The following is a 17,659-nucleotide window of genomic DNA, read 5'->3' as shown; positions in this document are numbered from 1 at the left end:
TTAATAGGAAGAAATGAGGCTGCGTAATTTATTAATTAAAGTGGAGATTCCACTGATGTTACCAAACCTGTTAATTCTGCGATAATGGACAACAAGTTCGATTAGAAATCTAGATTCTGACTACAGGTAAGATTGTAATGCAGTGTTAATAACTTAGCATGCCACTCAAGAGACGTCCAGTGATAGCGCAAAAATAAACCATCACTGGCATCTCGAAGAGTATTAACCGAGGTTAGCGTTTAAAAACTCTTTTAATTGGCCCTTAGACAGTGCGCCAACTTTGGTTGCAACCACTTCACCCGCTTTAAAGAGCAGTAAAGTTGGGATGCCACGGATACCGTATTTCGGTGCTGTTTCTGGGTTATCGTCAATGTTCAGTTTGGCGATAGTCAGTTTACCTTCGTATTCGTCCGCGATTTCATCAAGAATCGGGGCAATCATTTTACAAGGGCCACACCACTCTGCCCAGAAATCGACCAGGGTAATGCCTTCAGCTTTAAGTACATCAGTATCAAAGCTACTGTCGGTTAGGTGAACGATTTTTTCGCTGCTCATAGTTGGCTCCACAAATTTATGCCTGGTGATTCGGCTTCTATAAAATCAATATAGTTAACTTTATTTCAATTTATACGCTTTCGTAAAGCGCCAATAAGCTGATATTCTACCACACTATGAGCAAAACACACTTAACAGAAAAGAAGTTTTCCGACTTCGCCCTGCACCCTACGGTGATTAAAGCCCTTGATACCAAAGGCTTTACGCAATGTACACCTATCCAGGCGTTAACATTGCCTTATGCTCTTGCTGGGCATGACATCGCAGGTCAGGCGCAAACCGGTACCGGAAAAACGATGGCGTTCCTCACGTCAACGTTTCATTATCTCTTATCTCGACCTGCTGCCGAAGGGCGTCAAGTCAACCAACCTCGCGCCTTGATCATGGCCCCTACGCGTGAATTAGCGGTACAAATTCACGCCGATGCAGAGCCATTAGCGCAGGAAACAGGTTTAAAAATCGGTCTCGCTTATGGTGGCGATGGCTACGACAAACAATTAAAAGTTCTTGCCCAAGGCGTTGATGTCCTGATCGGGACCACAGGCCGCATCATCGATTACGTCAAGCAAAACCACGTCGACCTCGGTGCTTTACAAGTGTTAGTCCTTGATGAAGCTGACCGTATGTTTGACCTCGGCTTTATTAAAGATATTCGTTGGCTGATCCGTAAAATGCCGCCAGCGACCGAACGCTTAAGCATGTTGTTCTCTGCGACCTTGTCATACCGTGTGCGTGAACTGGCCTTTGAACATATGAATAATGCCGAATATGTCGAAGTCGAGCCGGAACAAAAAACCGGACATCGTATTCAAGAAGAGCTGTTCTACCCCTCTAACGAAGAAAAAATGCGTCTGTTACAGACCCTGATAGAGGAAGAGTGGCCTGACCGTGCGGTAATATTTGCTAACACTAAATACCGTTGTGAAGACATTTGGGGCCATTTGGTCGCCGATGGACATCGTGTTGGCTTACTGACCGGTGATGTCCCACAGAAAAAACGTCTGCGTATTTTAGAAGACTTTACCCAAGGTAATATCGATATTCTGGTTGCCACAGACGTTGCCGCGCGGGGGCTACATATCCCAGAAGTCACCCACGTATTCAACTATGACTTACCTGATGACCGTGAAGACTACGTGCACCGTATCGGCCGTACTGGCCGTGCCGGGGCGAGCGGACACTCTATCAGCTTAGCGTGTGAAGAATACTCGCTAAACCTTCCAGGTATCGAGGAGTATATTGGTCACAGCATTCCTGTAAGTAAGTATAATAGCGACGCATTGTTGACTGACTTACCGGCACCAAAACGTTTCTCACGTCCTCGTTCACAAAACAACCAGCGCCGTGGAAATAATAATAATCGCCGTGGTAATCAACCACGTAACAACAATCGTAACAAACGTACAGGTTAATACCATGCGAAGCGCATCATCACTCCATGCTGCCATTGATTTGGGTTCAAACAGTTTCCACCTGTTGGTGGTGCGCGAGATTTCAGGGTCACTGCAGACAGTGGCCAGAATAAAACGTAAGGTACGTTTGGCCGCAGGGTTAAATGCGGACAATCAGCTCTCTGAAGAGGCAATGCAGCGAGGCCTCAACTGCCTAGCACTCTTCGCCGAGCAGCTGGAGCACATCCCCTTCTCGCAAATTCGGGCTGTAGCAACCGCGACACTGCGTATTGCCACCAATGCCGATACCTTTCTTTCCCGTGCTCACGACGTGTTAGGACTTCCTATTGAAGTGATTTCGGGCGAAGAAGAGGCGAAGTTGATTTATCAAGGGGTGGCACAAACCACCAGCGGGTCTGATCAGCGTTTAGTGGTAGATATTGGGGGCGGAAGCACAGAGTTAGTGACCGGCATCGGTACCGAGGCCACCGCCCTCTTCAGCCTATCCATGGGCTGTGTAACGTGGTTAGAGCGTTATTTTACCGACCGTTATCTTACCCGTGAAAATTTTGACCGCGCGCAAGCCGCTGCCCGCGCTGAAATTAGCAAAGTGAAACAGACCTTACTGGCTAAAGGTTGGCAGATCTGTGTGGGGGCTTCGGGCACGGTACAAGCTTTGCAAGAGATTATGGTTGCTCAAGGAATGGATGAGCAGATCACGCTTGCAAAACTTGAACAACTTAAACAGCGTGCGATTCAATGTGGGAAACTCGAAGAGTTAGAAATCGAGGGATTGACCCTTGAACGCGCACTGGTTTTTCCTAGCGGATTATCGATTCTTTTAGCGATCTTCCACGAACTTTCCATCACACGCATGAGCCTAGCCGGTGGGGCATTGCGCGAAGGTCTTATCTACGGCATGATCAACCTTCCGGTGGATAAGGATATTCGTAAAAGGACGCTAGAAACGACTCAACAGCGTTTTTCTGTGGACCTTGAGCAAGCCGAGCGCGTCAAAGCGACCTGTTCCGTGCTAGTTCAACATGTCAGCGGCAGTTGGGGGTTGAGTGAGTACTGCCAACAGCTACTGTTTAGTGCTGCTGCCTTACACGAGCTAGGATTGGCCATTAATTATCGTCATGGCCCGGAAAATAGCGCTTATCTTATTAGGCAGCTTGAGTTGCCTGGATTTACTCCCGCTCAAAAGCAGCTAGTGGCGTCGATCGTGATGAATCAGAAAGGGAATATCGATCTCCCGAGCTTAAGCCAACAGAGTGCCTTGCCCTTGCAACAGGCCGAACAGCTCTGTCGACTTTTCCGTTTAGCCGTGATCCTCTGTAGTACGCGTACAGCGAGTGAACTGCCTTCCTTTCACCTATCGGCAAAAGGGAACCATTTAGCGTTACAAATTGGTCAGCAGTGGGCAATTCACCACCCTTATCGCTTAGAGTTACTTCAGCAAGAAGAACATCTGCAGAGTTATGTTCACTGGGGATTTACGCTTACTTACTAAGGTGACTTAGCACGATTTAGCATATCTCTGAGCCCTGCGACACGGCTCTGACTATTCGCCATTCGCTGCTCGCTGCTCATCGCTTTTTTTTGGTCTTCGTACTGCAAGTCGTCTTGTGGCAGCTCCAATAAAAAGCGGCTTGGCTCAGGGCGGTTGATCTCACCATACTGCCGACGTTCGCGACACAGGGTAAAGGTGAGTTCTTTCTGAGCGCGGGTTATCCCTACATAAGCTAACCGGCGCTCTTCCTCGATATTATTCTCATCGATACTACTTTGGTGAGGGAGTAAGCCCTCTTCCATCCCCACTAAATAGACGTAAGGAAATTCCAGTCCTTTCGAGGCATGTAATGTCATTAACTGAACTTGATCAAGCTCTTCATCGCTTTCTCCTCGCTCCATCATATCCCGTAGCGTGAAACGCGTAACGACCTGGGTCAAGGTCATCGGCTCGTCTAATTCAGAACCTGAAAGCATTTCAGTCATCCACTGAAATAAGGTATTTACGTTCTTCATCCGCATTTCAGCCGCTTTGGTACTGGCTGAGCTCTCGTATAACCAACTCTCGTAGTCTATGCCACGGATTAAATCTCGGACCGCATCAATCGGTTCGCGCTCGCTTAATGTAATCAGAGACGCAAACCACTCAGTGAAATCTTGTAAGCTTTTCAGTCCTCGTCCTGACAGGGTCTCGGCCAAACCGAGATCAAAACTGGCACGGAATAGGCTCTTATTTCGTAAATTCGCCCATTCTCCCAGTTTCTGTAGCGTTGCTGACCCAATCTCACGCCGTGGTGTGTTCACGATACGTAAGAATGCGCTGTCATCATCGACGTTAGTCATCAGCCGTAAATAAGATAGGATATCTTTGATTTCAGGCCGTGAGAAAAAAGAGTTTCCCCCCGATATTCGATAAGGAATACGGTTTTGCATTAACAGCTTTTCGAAAACACGCGACTGATGGTTGCCGCGATATAAGATCGCATAGTCCCGATAAGCCGTCTTATTAATAAAATGGTGCGCGATTAATTCTCCGGCGACACGCTCGGCTTCGTGATCCTCATTATTCGTGTGGATCACTTTTAAACTTCCCCCTTCCCCCAGTTGGGAAAAGAGCTTCTTCTCGAACACATGGGGGTTGTTGGCGATAAGAATATTCGCGGCACGCAGAATGCGCTGCGAGGAACGATAATTCTGCTCAAGTTTGATCACTTCCAATTGCGGAAAGTCTTCTTTGAGTAGGACCAAATTTTGGGGTCTCGCCCCCCGCCAGGAATAAATAGATTGGTCATCATCGCCGACCACGGTGAAGCGCGCTCGCGCACCCACTAATAATTTTACGAGTTGATATTGGCTGGTGTTCGTATCCTGATATTCATCGACTAACAAGTAGCGTATACGCTGTTGCCAGCGCTCACGGACTTCAGCATTATCCCGCAACAGAAGCGTCGGTTTAAGAATCAGATCGTCAAAATCCAGCACATTACAGGCACGTAAATGTTGCTCATACAGCTGATAGCATTTCGCGAAGATCTGATCGCGCTCGGATCGAGCCATGGCAGTCGCCTGCTCTGGACCAATCAGGTCGTTTTTCCAGTTTGAAATGGTCGACGTGAGTTGCTGTAACAGGTCTTTGTCTTCCTGTAACCACGGCTGGGTCAGCTCTTTTAATAAGGCCAGCTGGTCTTGATCATCGAATAGCGAGAAGTTGGCCTTCATGCCTAACGCACTCACTTCGCGTTTAATGATCTCTAATCCCAAGGTATGAAAGGTAGAGATTTGTAGCCCTCGCGCCTCTTTACGACCTAGCGTCTGCGCAACACGCTCTTTCATCTCACGCGCGGCTTTATTGGTAAAGGTGACCGCGGCGATATGCCGAGCTTGGTAACCACTCTGTCTGATTAACCAAGCGATTTTATTAGTGATCACCCGCGTTTTACCGGAGCCTGCGCCTGCTAAAACTAAACAGGGGCCGGTGACGGCTTCTACCGCGTGCTGCTGGCTGGGATTAAGACGCATAAAAAAATCGCTCAGTGAACTGTGAAGAAAGTGGTATATAAGGCAGCAAGTATACACTCACGACGCTTAGGAAAACATGTTATGGCGAAAACTGCGGCGGCCTTGCACATCTTGGTAAAACAGAAGGCTAAAGCCGAAAAATTATTAGCGGACTTGGAACAAGGCGCTCATTTTCAAACGTTGGCAAAAAAACATTCGACCTGCCCTTCAGGTAAACAGGGTGGCGTTCTTGGTGAGTTCCGGCGAGGGCAGATGGTCCCAGCCTTCGATAAAGCAGTCTTTAGCTGTCCGCTGTTAACGCCTTACGGACCGGTAAAAACTGCCTTTGGCTATCATATTATCAAGGTGTTATGGCGTAATTAATGGCTCTCTGACGAGGGTGCATTGGTGGTATCGCTCGCGCCCTCTTCACCCTCGGTAATCAAATCATTATATTGCGCTTGTAACTGCTCAACGCTAGGCCCTTGAGTCGTCTCTGGATGCAGCAATACAAAGCTTGCTGGTTGAGAGAGCTGCTGACGTAATTCATGGTTTACCGCTTCAAGCGTCAGGTTCGCTAAAAACTCTTGGCGTAGCGTCTGATATTGCTCAGGCGCAATATCGACCATCCCATTTTTCTGAGAACGTAACCGCTGCATCATTAACATATCTGTTGGGGTACGCGCATAGGTGGCGAATAGGCCACTGAGTTCAGTCGTTTTTTTGGTAAGCAATTGGTCGAATTCGCTTTGCGTCAATCCTTGATCCCGTAATCGAACGATCTCGTTGCCCACTGAGGCCAATTGTTTTGTTAACCCCTCGCCTTCCGCATCAATTTTCAAACCGCATTGGGCGCGAGAAAACAGCACCTGGCATTGTAAATCGACCGGTTCCAGAGCGACTTGTTTCAGCTCGGATCCTGCTTGCAGATGCCAATACAAGGCTTCTCGTGTTAAATCAGAGAGCCAGTAATGCTCAAGACTTTGCGAGTCCTGGATCGGTAACCACATCGCATCCCAATTCATCACTAAGCGCGGGGTATGTAAGAAATTATCCACCACGCTTATTGGTTGGGTCGGGAGCGGCGACAGCATTGGCACAGGCGTCGGTAACTTACGTTTACCCTTTAACGCATTAAAGGTTTTGGTAATTTGCTCAATGATTGCACGGTTCTCCACGTTACCGACAACATATAACGTCATCGCATCTGGGGTATACCACTGATGGTAGTATTGGGCCAGGGGTTGTGGATTGGTGATTGCACTAGGTTGCTCGCTGGGATCATGACCCAACAGTGCCGAATTCTGCAAGCGATAACGCCACAATGGGTCCTGCGTGTTATCGGGCCAGGTTGCCGTAGGGTCCGTGGCTTTCAAAGCGGTCGCAACCGTCGTTGGCGTGATTTGCATATCACCCGCCGTTGCCGCCAGCCACTCGAGTGCCGACTTGACAAGCTCCGGCCGATTGATGGGTAGACTTAGGTTATATTGCGTATAATCGTATGACGTAATGACGGGCGGTAAAGCCCCGGACTTCGACATATCGGCATGCCATAGCGTCCGTTGCTGCTCAGGGGTTAGCGCAAGATTGTGCACCATCGCTAGACGAGCAATAAGGTGGCTAAAGCCTTGTTGTGCAGGCCCTTCACTTAACGAACCTGTATTAACGACAAGCCTTAACTCAATGCGATCTGAAGGGCGCTGGGGGGTAGTTAGCACTTGCCAACCAAAACCATTACTCAACTGACCTTGTTGCCAAGCCGGATCAGGATGTAAAGGTTCTGCTTTGACCGTTAGGCTGAATGCTGATAAAAGCACTCCACCAACCCAAAGCAGTGATTTAATGCCCGGCATGAAGACCTCTGAGAGTAGTAGTGAAATTAGGAATAGTTAAATCTTAAGACCACAGAAAACGCCAAATATTCACTGGCAAATAAAGAATAGTGTGTGTCTTTCGCCATTATCCCAATCTCAGCCACGAGGGCAAGCCTCACACAGTGCAATAAACATCTTTTAACGAAAAAACTGCATAAGCGGGTAAAAAAACGACTATTCCATTGCACGACTCTTCACGATAGCCAACGTTCAGTAAACTCTGCTTCAGGGAGTGCGGGGGAATAGAGGTACCCTTGGGCGATACGAATGCCGCGATCCAGCAACCAATCGCGTTGCACCTCCGTTTCAACACCCTCTGCAACCACATCCACATGAATGATCTCTGATATTGCCACAATCACCCGTACCATTTTATCGTCAACGGGAAGTTCAGAAACAAAGCTTCGGTCAAGTTTGATCCGACGAACCGGCAATGAACGGAATTGATGTAGATAATGGAGATTTGAGTAACCCATCCCAAAATCGTCGAGTACCATCGATACCCCCGCTTGCTCAATCGGGCGCAATACCTTCATCACCCAAGCGGTATTGGTAATTTGTGCCGTCTCCGTCAGCTCAAGAACTAAGGTTCCCGGTTGGATACGGTATTCAGTAAGGAGCTGCTTTAGAAATTCCACCGTGGAGCTATCGCGCAGCTGCGCCGCAGAAAGATTGACACTTAAGGGAAGGTTTATCCCCTTCGCTTGCCAGCTGGCTAGCATACGGCAGGCTTCTTGAAAGACCCAGCGTCCGATTTCCGGCATGACCCCAATCTCTTCAGCCGTTGTAATAAAGTTTTCTGGGAGTGAATAACGGCCATCGTCGCGACAAACGCGCAATAAGGCTTCGGCACCACTGATTTTCCCAGTTTGCATATCAATTTGTGGTTGAAGGAACAGCGCGTATTGCTTCTGCTGAATTCCTTTCAATATCTCTTTAATCTGTACTAAGCGTCGATGTGACTTCTCGGTCATTTCTTGATCAAAAAAGAGTGCTTGATTAGCGCCTTTCGCTTCCGCACTCTGCATCGCCGCCACCCCAGACTCCAGTAATGATGCCGCACTCATCTGCTCGGGAGTCGTATAGGCAATACCGATATGCGCTTGTGCCTGTAAATAGAGATTTTCCACATGAAAGGGTTCAATCAGCGCGTCAATGTAAGCCTCTGCATAACCCATCAAGGCTAACGGTGCTGGGGCATATTTGAAAAAGAGAATGAACTGGTTATCCGCTAATTGGCCAACCAATATATCGTCGTTGACGAGTTGGCTAATTTTTTTTGCGAAGAGTCGTTTTACTTCACGTTGGTTTTCAGAACCGAGAAGACTATCTAATGGGGCAACTTTAACGACCATTAACGCCACATGGCTGGATTGGGAAGCCATATGTTGTTCCATTATGCCTAACAATAGCGCCTGAGTCGGCAGCTTAGTCAGCGCGTCGTGCGTTGTCACCTGCTCAAGCTGCTGATAGATAGTACCGCTCATCCGCTGCCGATGATTAATGCCGCGTACTAGCACACCGATTTCATCGCCACGGTGCCCTTCTGGCAGGGGGACTTCCACGTCAGTCCCGCAATAGGGCAGGCTTTGTAAAGAACGCGCAACATGACGTAACGGGTAGACGACCAGACGGTTGATAAACCAACTTATCGATATAGAAAGCACTAACGCCAACAATAGATAGGTCACCACCATTGTGCCGATCGTTGATCGGATAAACTGATAAACGCGGGTCGAGTCAGCTTCAAGTACTAAGGACGCCAGAGGCTTAGGCATCCCAGCATGTTCTGGGGAATAGAGTGGCAGCGAGATGATCACCGGTAGATTAAAGAGACGCGCAATCACTTCTGGAACAGTATCATAATCCGTAAAATCGACTTGTAGCGCCTGAAAGCCATCTGGCAGTGTAATGTCGGCCTTACCCAAGACACCCGCTGGTTTGAGGGAGTTTAATAAACGCTGAGCATCTTCAATATTTCCACGCAAGACTGCATCCGACAAAGGTTGACGAATGGTATGTGCAATATTTTCCATTTGTTGTGCGTATTCAATACGACGCTGCCCAACAAAATGAAAGAGCTGAATAAGGGTAAAAATACAGACAACCACAATAACAACAGAGGAAACTGTTGCCATTTGTTTAATTGTCAGTGAGCGATGCACGCGCAATGGATAGCCATCCTTCTCAAATTGCAGAAATTATTTCGATAGTGAGTATATCTCAGCCTTTTACCTTAATTGTCAGGAATTATCCATTAATCTGGATATTTTGATTAAATTTTTTTGAATGATAAGTGATAAACCAGCATCCTTGCTTCGTGATTAATCCTTATATTCTCGTCTCAGCAAGCTGTACGTAAAAGCACGCCACTTGTTGACCTTCGTACGACGTCAGCGACGGTGATTCTTGCTCACACTTCGGCATCTTGTAACGACAACGTGCAGCAAAAGCACAGCCTGTAGGGGGATTTAACGGGCTAGGTAACTCCCCGGTAAGTTTGATCCGTTCTTGCTTAGTCTGACTATTCAATCGCGGCGTTGCTGAGAGTAACGCTTGAGTGTAAGGGTGTTTAGCTTGACTGAATATTGCCTGCTTCGTCCCTTTTTCAACACAACGCCCCAAGTACATTACCATCACCTCATCCGCGATATGCTCGACAACAGACAGGTCATGGGAAATAAAGATATAGGATAGTCCCAACTCCTGTTGCAACTCCATCATTAAATTAAGAACTTGCGCCCTCACCGAAACGTCTAATGCTGATACGGGTTCATCCGCAATCAGAACTTCAGGATTCAACATTAAGCCACGAGCAATCGCGATACGTTGCCGCTGTCCGCCCGAAAACATATGCGGATAGCGATCATAATGCTCCACTTTAAGTCCCACCTTGCTCATGATTGCTAAGACTTTTTCGCGGCGCTGCGCTTTTGATAAGTCAGTATTAATGATTAAGGGTTCTTCCAGAATTTGGCTAATCTTCTTACGTGGATTGAGTGATGCGTAAGGATTCTGAAAAATGATCTGAATTTTTTTTCGGCGCAGTGCTTCTGATTGCCGGTCCGCTTCAAGGAGATTCTGACCATTCCAATAAAGCTCGCCTGCCGTCGGGGTTTCAATCATTGTCAGTAAACGCCCTAGTGTAGACTTACCACATCCTGACTCCCCTACCACCGCTAACGTTTTACCACGTGCCAAAGTAAAGGTAATGCCATCCAACGCCTTAACGTTTGCCGTTTTGCCCCATAGACTTTTTTTGACCGAATAATGTTTTTTAAGGTCCCTCGCATCAATTAGCCAAGGCTGTTCAACGTTATGCGTCATAGCTTGGTCTCCCCGAAGAATTCAATGGGTAATAGCATTTGACTTGCCTGCCTTCGAATTCATAAATATCCGGTTCTTGGCGGCGGCAAGCGTCCGTTACGTAAGGGCAACGAGGACTTAATAAACAGCCTGTTGGTCGGTCATATTTTCCTGGTACAACACCCGGTAATGAAGCTAACTTCGCTTTATCCGTCGAAAACTCGGGTAACGCGTTGAGGAGCGCTTGGGTATACGGATGTCGAGGAGTGGTGAAAATTTCCGTGGCTCGGCCTATTTCTACGACTTGGCCAGCATACATGACAATGATTTGATCGGCAGATTGAGCGACTAAAGCTAAATCGTGAGTGATGAGAATTAGCGCCATATTTTCTTGTTGTTGTAATGCCAACAGTAGATCGATAATTTGTGCCTGTATAGTGACATCAAGCGCTGTCGTTGGCTCATCGGCAATCAATAATTTAGGCTTACAAGCGATAGCCATCGCAATCATAATTCGCTGACTCATCCCCCCCGAAAGCTGATGTGGGTAAACATTCATTCGTGAGGCCGGATCAGGAATTCCTACGCGCTCTAATAACGTTATCGCTTGCTGTCGCCTTGCACGACAGCTGCCCCCTTGATGGGCCTTAATGGCTTCCATAATTTGATAGCCGACGGTAAAGCAGGGGTTCAAGCTCGTCATTGGATCTTGGAAGATCATCGCGATATCGGCACCAACGATCTTGCGCCGCTGCTTAGCAGAGATTTGCTGTAAATCATTCTCGCCAAAATGGAGATCGTCGGCGATAACTTTACCAGGGAAATCAATCAATCCCATGATGGCCAGTGAGCTGACAGATTTACCCGACCCAGACTCCCCGACAATTCCAACGACCTGCCCTGCATCAATACGGTAACTAATACGGTCTACCGCTTTGAATGGTGAGAGGGGATCGCCAAACTGCACCGATAGCTTATTTACGTTTAATAATGCCATGTCGATGCCTCTTATTGTTTAAGTTTTGGATCAAGAGCGTCACGCAAACCATCACCCACCAAGTTAAACGCAAGGACAGTAAGTAGAATGACGATACCCGGGAAAGTCACGACCCACCAAGCGCTGGCCGCATATTGTAAGACATCAGAAAGCATCGTTCCCCATTCCGGCGTGGGAGGTTGAGCGCCCATACCAAGAAAGCCTAATGCCGCCATATCTAAAATCGCATTAGAAAACCCCAGTGAGGCTTGAACAATCAGCGGCGCTAAACAATTTGGCAGAATATTAATAAACATCTGGCGATTGGCACTCGCCCCCGCAACCCTTGAGGCGATGACATAATCTCGCTGAGATTCGACTAATACTGCCGAACGCGTCAATCGGATATAATGGGGTAGCGCAACGAAGGTTAATGCTAACGAGGCATTCCAAATCGACGGGCCAAAAATCGCCACTAATACTAATGCGAGTAATAAACTCGGCAGCGCCAACATGATATCGACGATACGCATAATCGCCGCATCGACAGCGCCACCGAAATAGCCCGCCATCAGGCCAAAGACTACACCCAAAAAGAGAGAGAGGACCACGACAAGGCAGCCAACTAACAGTGATAGACGTGCGCCATACATAAGCCGACTGAGAATATCGCGTCCAACATCATCTGTTCCTAAGATAAATTGCCAAGTGCCGCCCTCTTGCCAAACCGGCTGATGCAAAAGTGCATCACGAAATTGTTCAGCAGGACCATGGGGAGCAAGAATATTGGCAAATATCGCCACAAGCAGCATGATGGCGATAAAAATTGCGCCTACCAGCGCGCCTCGATTTTGGCAAAAATAAACGCGAAACTCTTGGAGAGGGGTTAGGGGCTTAGCCGGTATTATTTTACTGTGAGTATCTTGAATAGACATAGATGCCTCCTATTTCTTATGTCTAATACGGGGATTGATCACCCCATATAAAATATCGACAATAAAATTTACTGCGATAATTAAGATAGCGACCAACAATACCCCACCTTGGACAACGGGATAATCTCGGCGTTGTAGGGCTTCTATCAGCCAACGACCTAATCCCGGCCAGGAGAAGATAGTCTCGGTGAGAATTGCTCCCGCCAATAATGAACCCACCTGTAATCCAATTATGGTGATAACAGGTAACATGGCATTGCGCAAAGCATGGACTAAAATCACGCGTAACGGTGTCAATCCTTTGGCTCTCGCCGTACGGATATAGTCCTCACCTAATACTTCTAACATTGCGCTGCGGGTCATACGCACAATCACCGCGAGTGGGATTGTCCCCAAGACGATGGCAGGCAAGATAATATGTTGGATAGCGTCTTTAAAATCCCCTGGTTCACCCCATAATAAGGTATCAATTAACATAAATCCGGTGAGCGGTTTGCTATCATCTAAAAAAACAACATCACTGATACGACCCGAGACGGGGAGAAGATTGAGCTTTACCGACACAAACATAATTAACATTATTCCCCACCAAAAAATGGGCATGGAATAACCGGCCAAAGAAATACTCACCGCAGTGTGATCGAAAATCGATCCGCGTTTCACCGCCGCAATGATCCCCACTGGAATACCAACGACAATCGCGAATAACATCGCGCAGACACCGAGTTCTAAGGTTGCTTGGAACCGAGGAATAAACTCGCTCCATACAGGCGTCCTGCTACTTAACGATATTCCTAAATCTCCGTGGAGTACCCCCTTGATATAGATAAAATATTGTTTCCAAATCGGGAGGTCTAAGCCGAATTGATGCATTAATAAGGCGTGACGTTCTGGGGAGATCCCCCGCTCTCCCGCCATGATCATGATGGGATCACCCGGAATAAGATGCACAAACGCAAACGTCAGTAAGGTAATACCGATAAAGGTAGGGATAACCAACCCCAATCGTCGAAAAATAAATTGCAGCATATAAAATCTCGTTCAATCCCAATCGTCACGTTGGGTTATCGCTCATCTTGCAAAAAATAGACTGTCGTTAAGAGACGCACCTGGTATGTCATTGCCAGGTGCAACCTTATTATTCTTTTAGGTCGACGTTTTCGAAGTGATGCTTACCGAGAGGATCAACACGATAGCCAACCACCTTATTACTCACTGGCTCATACACTGTTGAATGGGCAATAATAACCGCCGGAGCTTGCTCATGCATAATGACTTGCGCTTGTTGATAGTAAGCAAGTCGTTTTTGATGATCGCTTTCTGAGCGCGCTGGCTGAATTTGATCTTCAAAGGGCTTATAGCACCAACGAGAGTAGTTCGACCCGTCCTTCGCCGCGGCACAACTGAATAATGTTGCGAAGAAATTATCAGGGTCTCCATTGTCTCCCGTCCAGCCCATCATGACCGTTTGATGCTCACCGGCCTTGGCTCTTTTGAGGTATTCTCCCCATTCGTAGGTCACTATATTGGCTTTAACCCCAACTTTAGCCCAGTCGGCTTGGATCATCTCCGCCATACGCCTTGCATTAGGGTTGTAGGGGCGTTGCACTGGCATTGCCCAAAGATCAATCGTAAACCCTTTTTCCAATCCCGCCGCTTTGAGAAGCGCTTTAGCTTTGTCAGGATCATATCCATAATCTTTGATCGAAGGATTGTATCCCCACATTGTCGGCGGAATTAAGTTCTTAGCCGCCTCTCCAGCGCCTTGATAGACCGCTTTAATAATCGCCTCTTTATTCACTGCATAATTCAATGCTTGGCGAACTTGAACGTTATCTAATGGTTTTTTCTCGGTATTAAAAGATAAGTATCCGACATTTAATCCAGGCTGCTGTAACAAGTTTATCGCTTTATTTTGCTTCATACTGGCGAGATCCGCAGGATTAGGAAAAGCCATAACCTGGCATTCGCCTTTTTGTAACTTTGCATAGCGCACTGAAGCATCTGGTGTGATTGAAAAAACTAAGCGGTCAATTTTAGGCTGAGGCCCCCAATAGTTTGGATTGGCTTTATACAGAATACGCGAGTCTTTTTGATACTGTTGTAAAACAAATGGCCCAGTCCCTACCGGGTTAAGGTCCACTTTCTGCGGCGTCCCGGCTTTTAGCATTGCATCCGCATATTCTTTCGACAGGATAGAGGCAAAATCCATTCCTAAATCCGCTAAGAAAGGTGCTTCTGGGCGAGTTAACGTGATTTTTACCGTTAGATCATCCACCTTCTCAACACTTTTGATTAATTTAGGCATATCCATACCTTCAAAGTATTCGTAACTGCCGCCCGAAACATTGTGGTACGGATTATTTTTATCCAGTTGGCGCTCGAATGAAAACACGACATCGTCAGCGGTCAGGGTACGGCTAGGGGTAAAATCTTTGGTGGTTTGCCATTTAACCCCCGGACGAAGGTGGAAGGTATAGGTTTTACCGTCTGCACTCACCTCCCAGCGTTCGGCCAGCGAAGGGCGGAGTTCAGTCGTGCCGACTTTGAAATCGACTAAGCGGTTATAAATGGGAACAGAACTCGCATCGTAAGTCGTTCCACTGGTGAATAATTGGGGGTTAAATCCTTCGGGTGAGGCTTCTGAGCAGTAAACCAAGGTTTTGGCACTCACTCCCCCACTAACCATTAGAGCGCCTGTTAAAATACCTAGTGTGGATAACTTACGAAGATGAGACCGAGACTTTTTCATTGTCACTCCATGAATTACAAATGTTGTGTGCACAAGTCAGCAGGATCTTCTGCTTGATGAATTATTTTTATTATCGCGCATACTCAACGAGTGAGATGCCATCAACCAAGTTGTGGCTGAATAGCACAATGTGATGAAAGAGAGGGCAGGAAGTCAATCACTCTTCTGTGGTTATGGGCCGAGCTTGAATTGATAACGTGGTGCGTTGCGCTTTTATTGAACACAGCCCAAGCAGCATTGACTAAGAAACTTATAAATGCCAGCTGACACAGCTCGTAACTAGCTATACTTTAGCCGAAAGTTTTTATAATAAAAGATTCTGTTTCATCGATAGTGGAGAGCAAAAATCGAACTAAAACGTTTGGTTTGAGAATTGTGAACGCATCAAATTTTACGCAAAAAAAACCTGAACATTATGTTCAGGTTTCTTAAATTTGGTCGGCGAGAGAGGATTCGAACCTCCGACCCACTGGTCCCAAACCAGTTGCGCTACCAAGCTGCGCTACTCGCCGATGGGGGCGCATATTACTGCGCTCCCCGCCTAGCGTCAACCGCTTTTTAACACTCTCGGTTGCGAGTGCCTAAAAACCCAGCAAGCATTAATGCTGTGCCGTAGCAGCGTTAATCGCCGCTTCGGAGGTTGCACGGTCGCACCAGTTATTTTTTGCTTTAATTCCGCCATCGTCAGAACGATAGCCTAAGCATCCCATTAACGAATCGAAGATCTCAGTGTGTTTATGCGTGACACCGGCCTTCGATTGCTGCTGTAACAAGCTAAAGCGCTGTTTGTTATCACTATCCTCCAAGAAGGGAGTCGAGGCCCAGACAATCATCGGCACGCGGAATTGCTCAGGGGGAGCCATTTCTCGTGGTGTGCCATGGAAATGCATATTGTCACTGATCGATTCACCATGATCCGCCACATAAAATACTATTGCCTTCTTATCACGGAGCTGATCGTAAATCGCCGCCAGAGTATGGTCGACATATCTCACGGAGTTGTCATAAGCGTTAATCAATTGGTCTTTAGAGCAGAAATCGTTGCTACCAATACACTCGGGTGTGTACTTAGCAAAACTTCTCGGATAGCGTTGCGAATACAAATAGTGGGAACCCTTGGTATGTAAAATGATGAGATGCTTTCCTTTTGGAAAATGACTGACTGATTGCGCCACCTTGGGTACCAGCAGCATATCATCAACCGTTTTGCCGCGGTTTTCAGGTTCTGAGCCAATCTGCTCACGAAATTCAATATTGTTCGCATCAGTCTTACTGTAGAACCATACCTCGCCCTGCATCGCATACAGCTCTGAGGTAAACCCTAGCTCACGTAACACTGAGAACACGTTTTCCTCTTTGAGGGTACGCCCCGGGTCATTGGCTGCGCCGCCCTCACGCACAAACATACACCGTAACGATAATTTCGTCGCCGTATCACAGGATTCTCCTCTAAACGCGGCTAAATTAGGCTCTTTCGCTAAATTTGGCGTGGTATCACGACCGTAACCAAAGATCCCCATATGGTCCCAGCGCGTGGTCTCGCCTATTACAAAAACCACATAGGTATCGTCGAGACTTTTAGGTGCCGTGTAGTGAAAACGCTCGGCGGGGTCGAGAAGCTCTTCGGAAAAGACATCTTCGTTTAGCCGAGACCATGCAAAAATACCCAGTGAAGACAACCAGTTAGCGGGTAAGTAGGTATGTGCGACAGTGCCACCATAACTTGGCAGATCACGATTGGTTTGATGTTCTTGCGCTTTATAGGCTTTATCGAGCGTGCGGATGGGTAACCAGGCTAACGCCAGCGCTAAGCATAAGATCCCCCAACTTAATAGTGCAGACTTCACCTGACGCGATTGCGCCGCCAAGCTTACACGGCACTCGTTTACCCAGATCAAAAAAAGTGGCGGTAAACCTAGGATAATCAACCAAAGATAAAACCAAATACCGACAACTTCGGTCGTTAAGTCTGTATCGGTAGTGGTGAGTACCGAAGCGATAATCCCATAACCAATAATAACGTTGAACATAAACATGTAGTAAGCACTGGCAACTGATACCAGGACAATGACGGAGGAGAGTATTTTAAAACACCACCTTCCTCCCAAAGAGGTTAAGCGTAAGAGCAGAAATGTGGCGAAAAACGTCGCCAAAATCTCGGCGAAAACTGAACACCAAGTCAGCACAGTGGGTTGCTGAAACGCAAATTTTATATGTCTATATAAGATTACACTGTTTAAAAACCATCCCACATACATCGCGAGAAAGAGAGATACTTGAGTTTGACTCAACGTACGAACTTTTATCATTACACCCAACTTAAAAAAAATATGCCATTTATCTGGACAAGACTGAGAGTC

Annotated in this window: 13 protein-coding genes and 1 tRNA gene; 3 read left to right on the top strand and 11 right to left on the bottom strand. The window is 47.1% G+C overall.

Going from position 1 to position 17,659, the window contains the following annotated elements; all coding sequences use genetic code 11:
• Positions 1–222 precede the first annotated feature (222 nt).
• The gene (trxA, locus tag BMX14_RS10685; protein WP_092676658.1) at positions 223–555 is read right to left on the bottom strand and encodes a thioredoxin TrxA; all 333 of its coding nucleotides are present in this window, start codon (positions 553–555) and stop codon (positions 223–225) included.
• Positions 556–671: 116 nt separating this feature from the next.
• Here trxA and rhlB point away from each other — a divergent pair, with 116 nt between their 5' ends.
• Together rhlB and gppA are read left to right on the top strand one after the other, a co-directional pair.
• Complete coding sequence (rhlB, locus tag BMX14_RS10680; RefSeq protein ID WP_092676656.1) at positions 672–1,967, top strand: ATP-dependent RNA helicase RhlB; 1,296 nt, start codon at positions 672–674, stop codon at positions 1,965–1,967.
• Positions 1,968–1,971: 4 nt separating this feature from the next.
• Positions 1,972–3,459 (top strand): guanosine-5'-triphosphate,3'-diphosphate diphosphatase, encoded by a 1,488-nt coding sequence (gene gppA, locus BMX14_RS10675; protein WP_092676653.1) that lies wholly within the window; start codon positions 1,972–1,974, stop codon positions 3,457–3,459.
• Here gppA and rep read toward each other — a convergent pair.
• Positions 3,456–5,477: a DNA helicase Rep gene (gene rep / locus BMX14_RS10670; RefSeq protein ID WP_092676650.1), complete on the bottom strand. Its 2,022-nt coding sequence runs from the start codon at positions 5,475–5,477 to the stop codon at positions 3,456–3,458. The two genes, gppA and rep, sit on opposite strands and share 4 nt — an antisense overlap.
• Before the next feature lie 81 nt (positions 5,478–5,558).
• Here rep and ppiC point away from each other — a divergent pair, with 81 nt between their 5' ends.
• Complete coding sequence (gene ppiC / locus BMX14_RS10665) at positions 5,559–5,840, top strand: peptidylprolyl isomerase PpiC (protein ID WP_092676647.1); 282 nt, start codon at positions 5,559–5,561, stop codon at positions 5,838–5,840.
• On the opposite strand, the gene BMX14_RS10660 is transcribed toward ppiC, so the two are convergent.
• From BMX14_RS10660 to eptB, 9 genes are all read right to left on the bottom strand, one after another.
• Positions 5,837–7,309, bottom strand: a complete 1,473-nt coding sequence (locus BMX14_RS10660; protein WP_092676644.1) for a M16 family metallopeptidase — start codon at positions 7,307–7,309, stop codon at positions 5,837–5,839. The genes ppiC and BMX14_RS10660 overlap by 4 nt on opposite strands.
• Before the next feature lie 215 nt (positions 7,310–7,524).
• On the bottom strand, positions 7,525–9,468 hold the full coding sequence (locus BMX14_RS10655) for an EAL domain-containing protein (RefSeq protein ID WP_092676829.1): 1,944 nt from the start codon (positions 9,466–9,468) through the stop codon (positions 7,525–7,527).
• 193 nt (positions 9,469–9,661) lie between these two features.
• Positions 9,662–10,657 (bottom strand): peptide ABC transporter ATP-binding protein, encoded by a 996-nt coding sequence (locus BMX14_RS10650; protein ID WP_092676642.1) that lies wholly within the window; start codon positions 10,655–10,657, stop codon positions 9,662–9,664.
• Complete coding sequence (gene dppD, locus BMX14_RS10645; protein WP_092676639.1) at positions 10,647–11,633, bottom strand: dipeptide ABC transporter ATP-binding protein; 987 nt, start codon at positions 11,631–11,633, stop codon at positions 10,647–10,649. Before dppD ends, BMX14_RS10650 begins: the two co-directional genes overlap by 11 nt.
• 11 nt (positions 11,634–11,644) lie before the next feature.
• On the bottom strand, positions 11,645–12,547 hold the full coding sequence (gene dppC, locus BMX14_RS10640; RefSeq protein ID WP_092676636.1) for a dipeptide ABC transporter permease DppC: 903 nt from the start codon (positions 12,545–12,547) through the stop codon (positions 11,645–11,647).
• A gap of 9 nt (positions 12,548–12,556) precedes the next feature.
• The gene (dppB, locus tag BMX14_RS10635; protein ID WP_092676633.1) at positions 12,557–13,576 is read right to left on the bottom strand and encodes a dipeptide ABC transporter permease DppB; all 1,020 of its coding nucleotides are present in this window, start codon (positions 13,574–13,576) and stop codon (positions 12,557–12,559) included.
• Positions 13,577–13,685: 109 nt separating this feature from the next.
• On the bottom strand, positions 13,686–15,299 hold the full coding sequence (gene dppA / locus BMX14_RS10630; protein WP_092676630.1) for a dipeptide ABC transporter periplasmic-binding protein DppA: 1,614 nt from the start codon (positions 15,297–15,299) through the stop codon (positions 13,686–13,688).
• A 435-nt stretch (positions 15,300–15,734) separates the two neighbouring features.
• Positions 15,735–15,811 (bottom strand) — tRNA-Pro (locus BMX14_RS10625).
• An 87-nt stretch (positions 15,812–15,898) separates the two neighbouring features.
• Entirely contained in the window at positions 15,899–17,608 is a 1,710-nt protein-coding gene (gene eptB, locus BMX14_RS10620) for a kdo(2)-lipid A phosphoethanolamine 7''-transferase (protein ID WP_092676627.1), read from the bottom strand.
• Between the last annotated feature and the right edge of the window lie 51 nt (positions 17,609–17,659).

Source organism: Rosenbergiella nectarea, assembly GCF_900111105.1.
GTDB classification, from domain to species: Bacteria; Pseudomonadota; Gammaproteobacteria; order Enterobacterales; family Enterobacteriaceae; genus Rosenbergiella; species Rosenbergiella nectarea.
The sequence above is the reverse complement of the archived record's forward strand: the minus strand, read 5'-3'. Positions and strand labels throughout refer to the sequence as shown.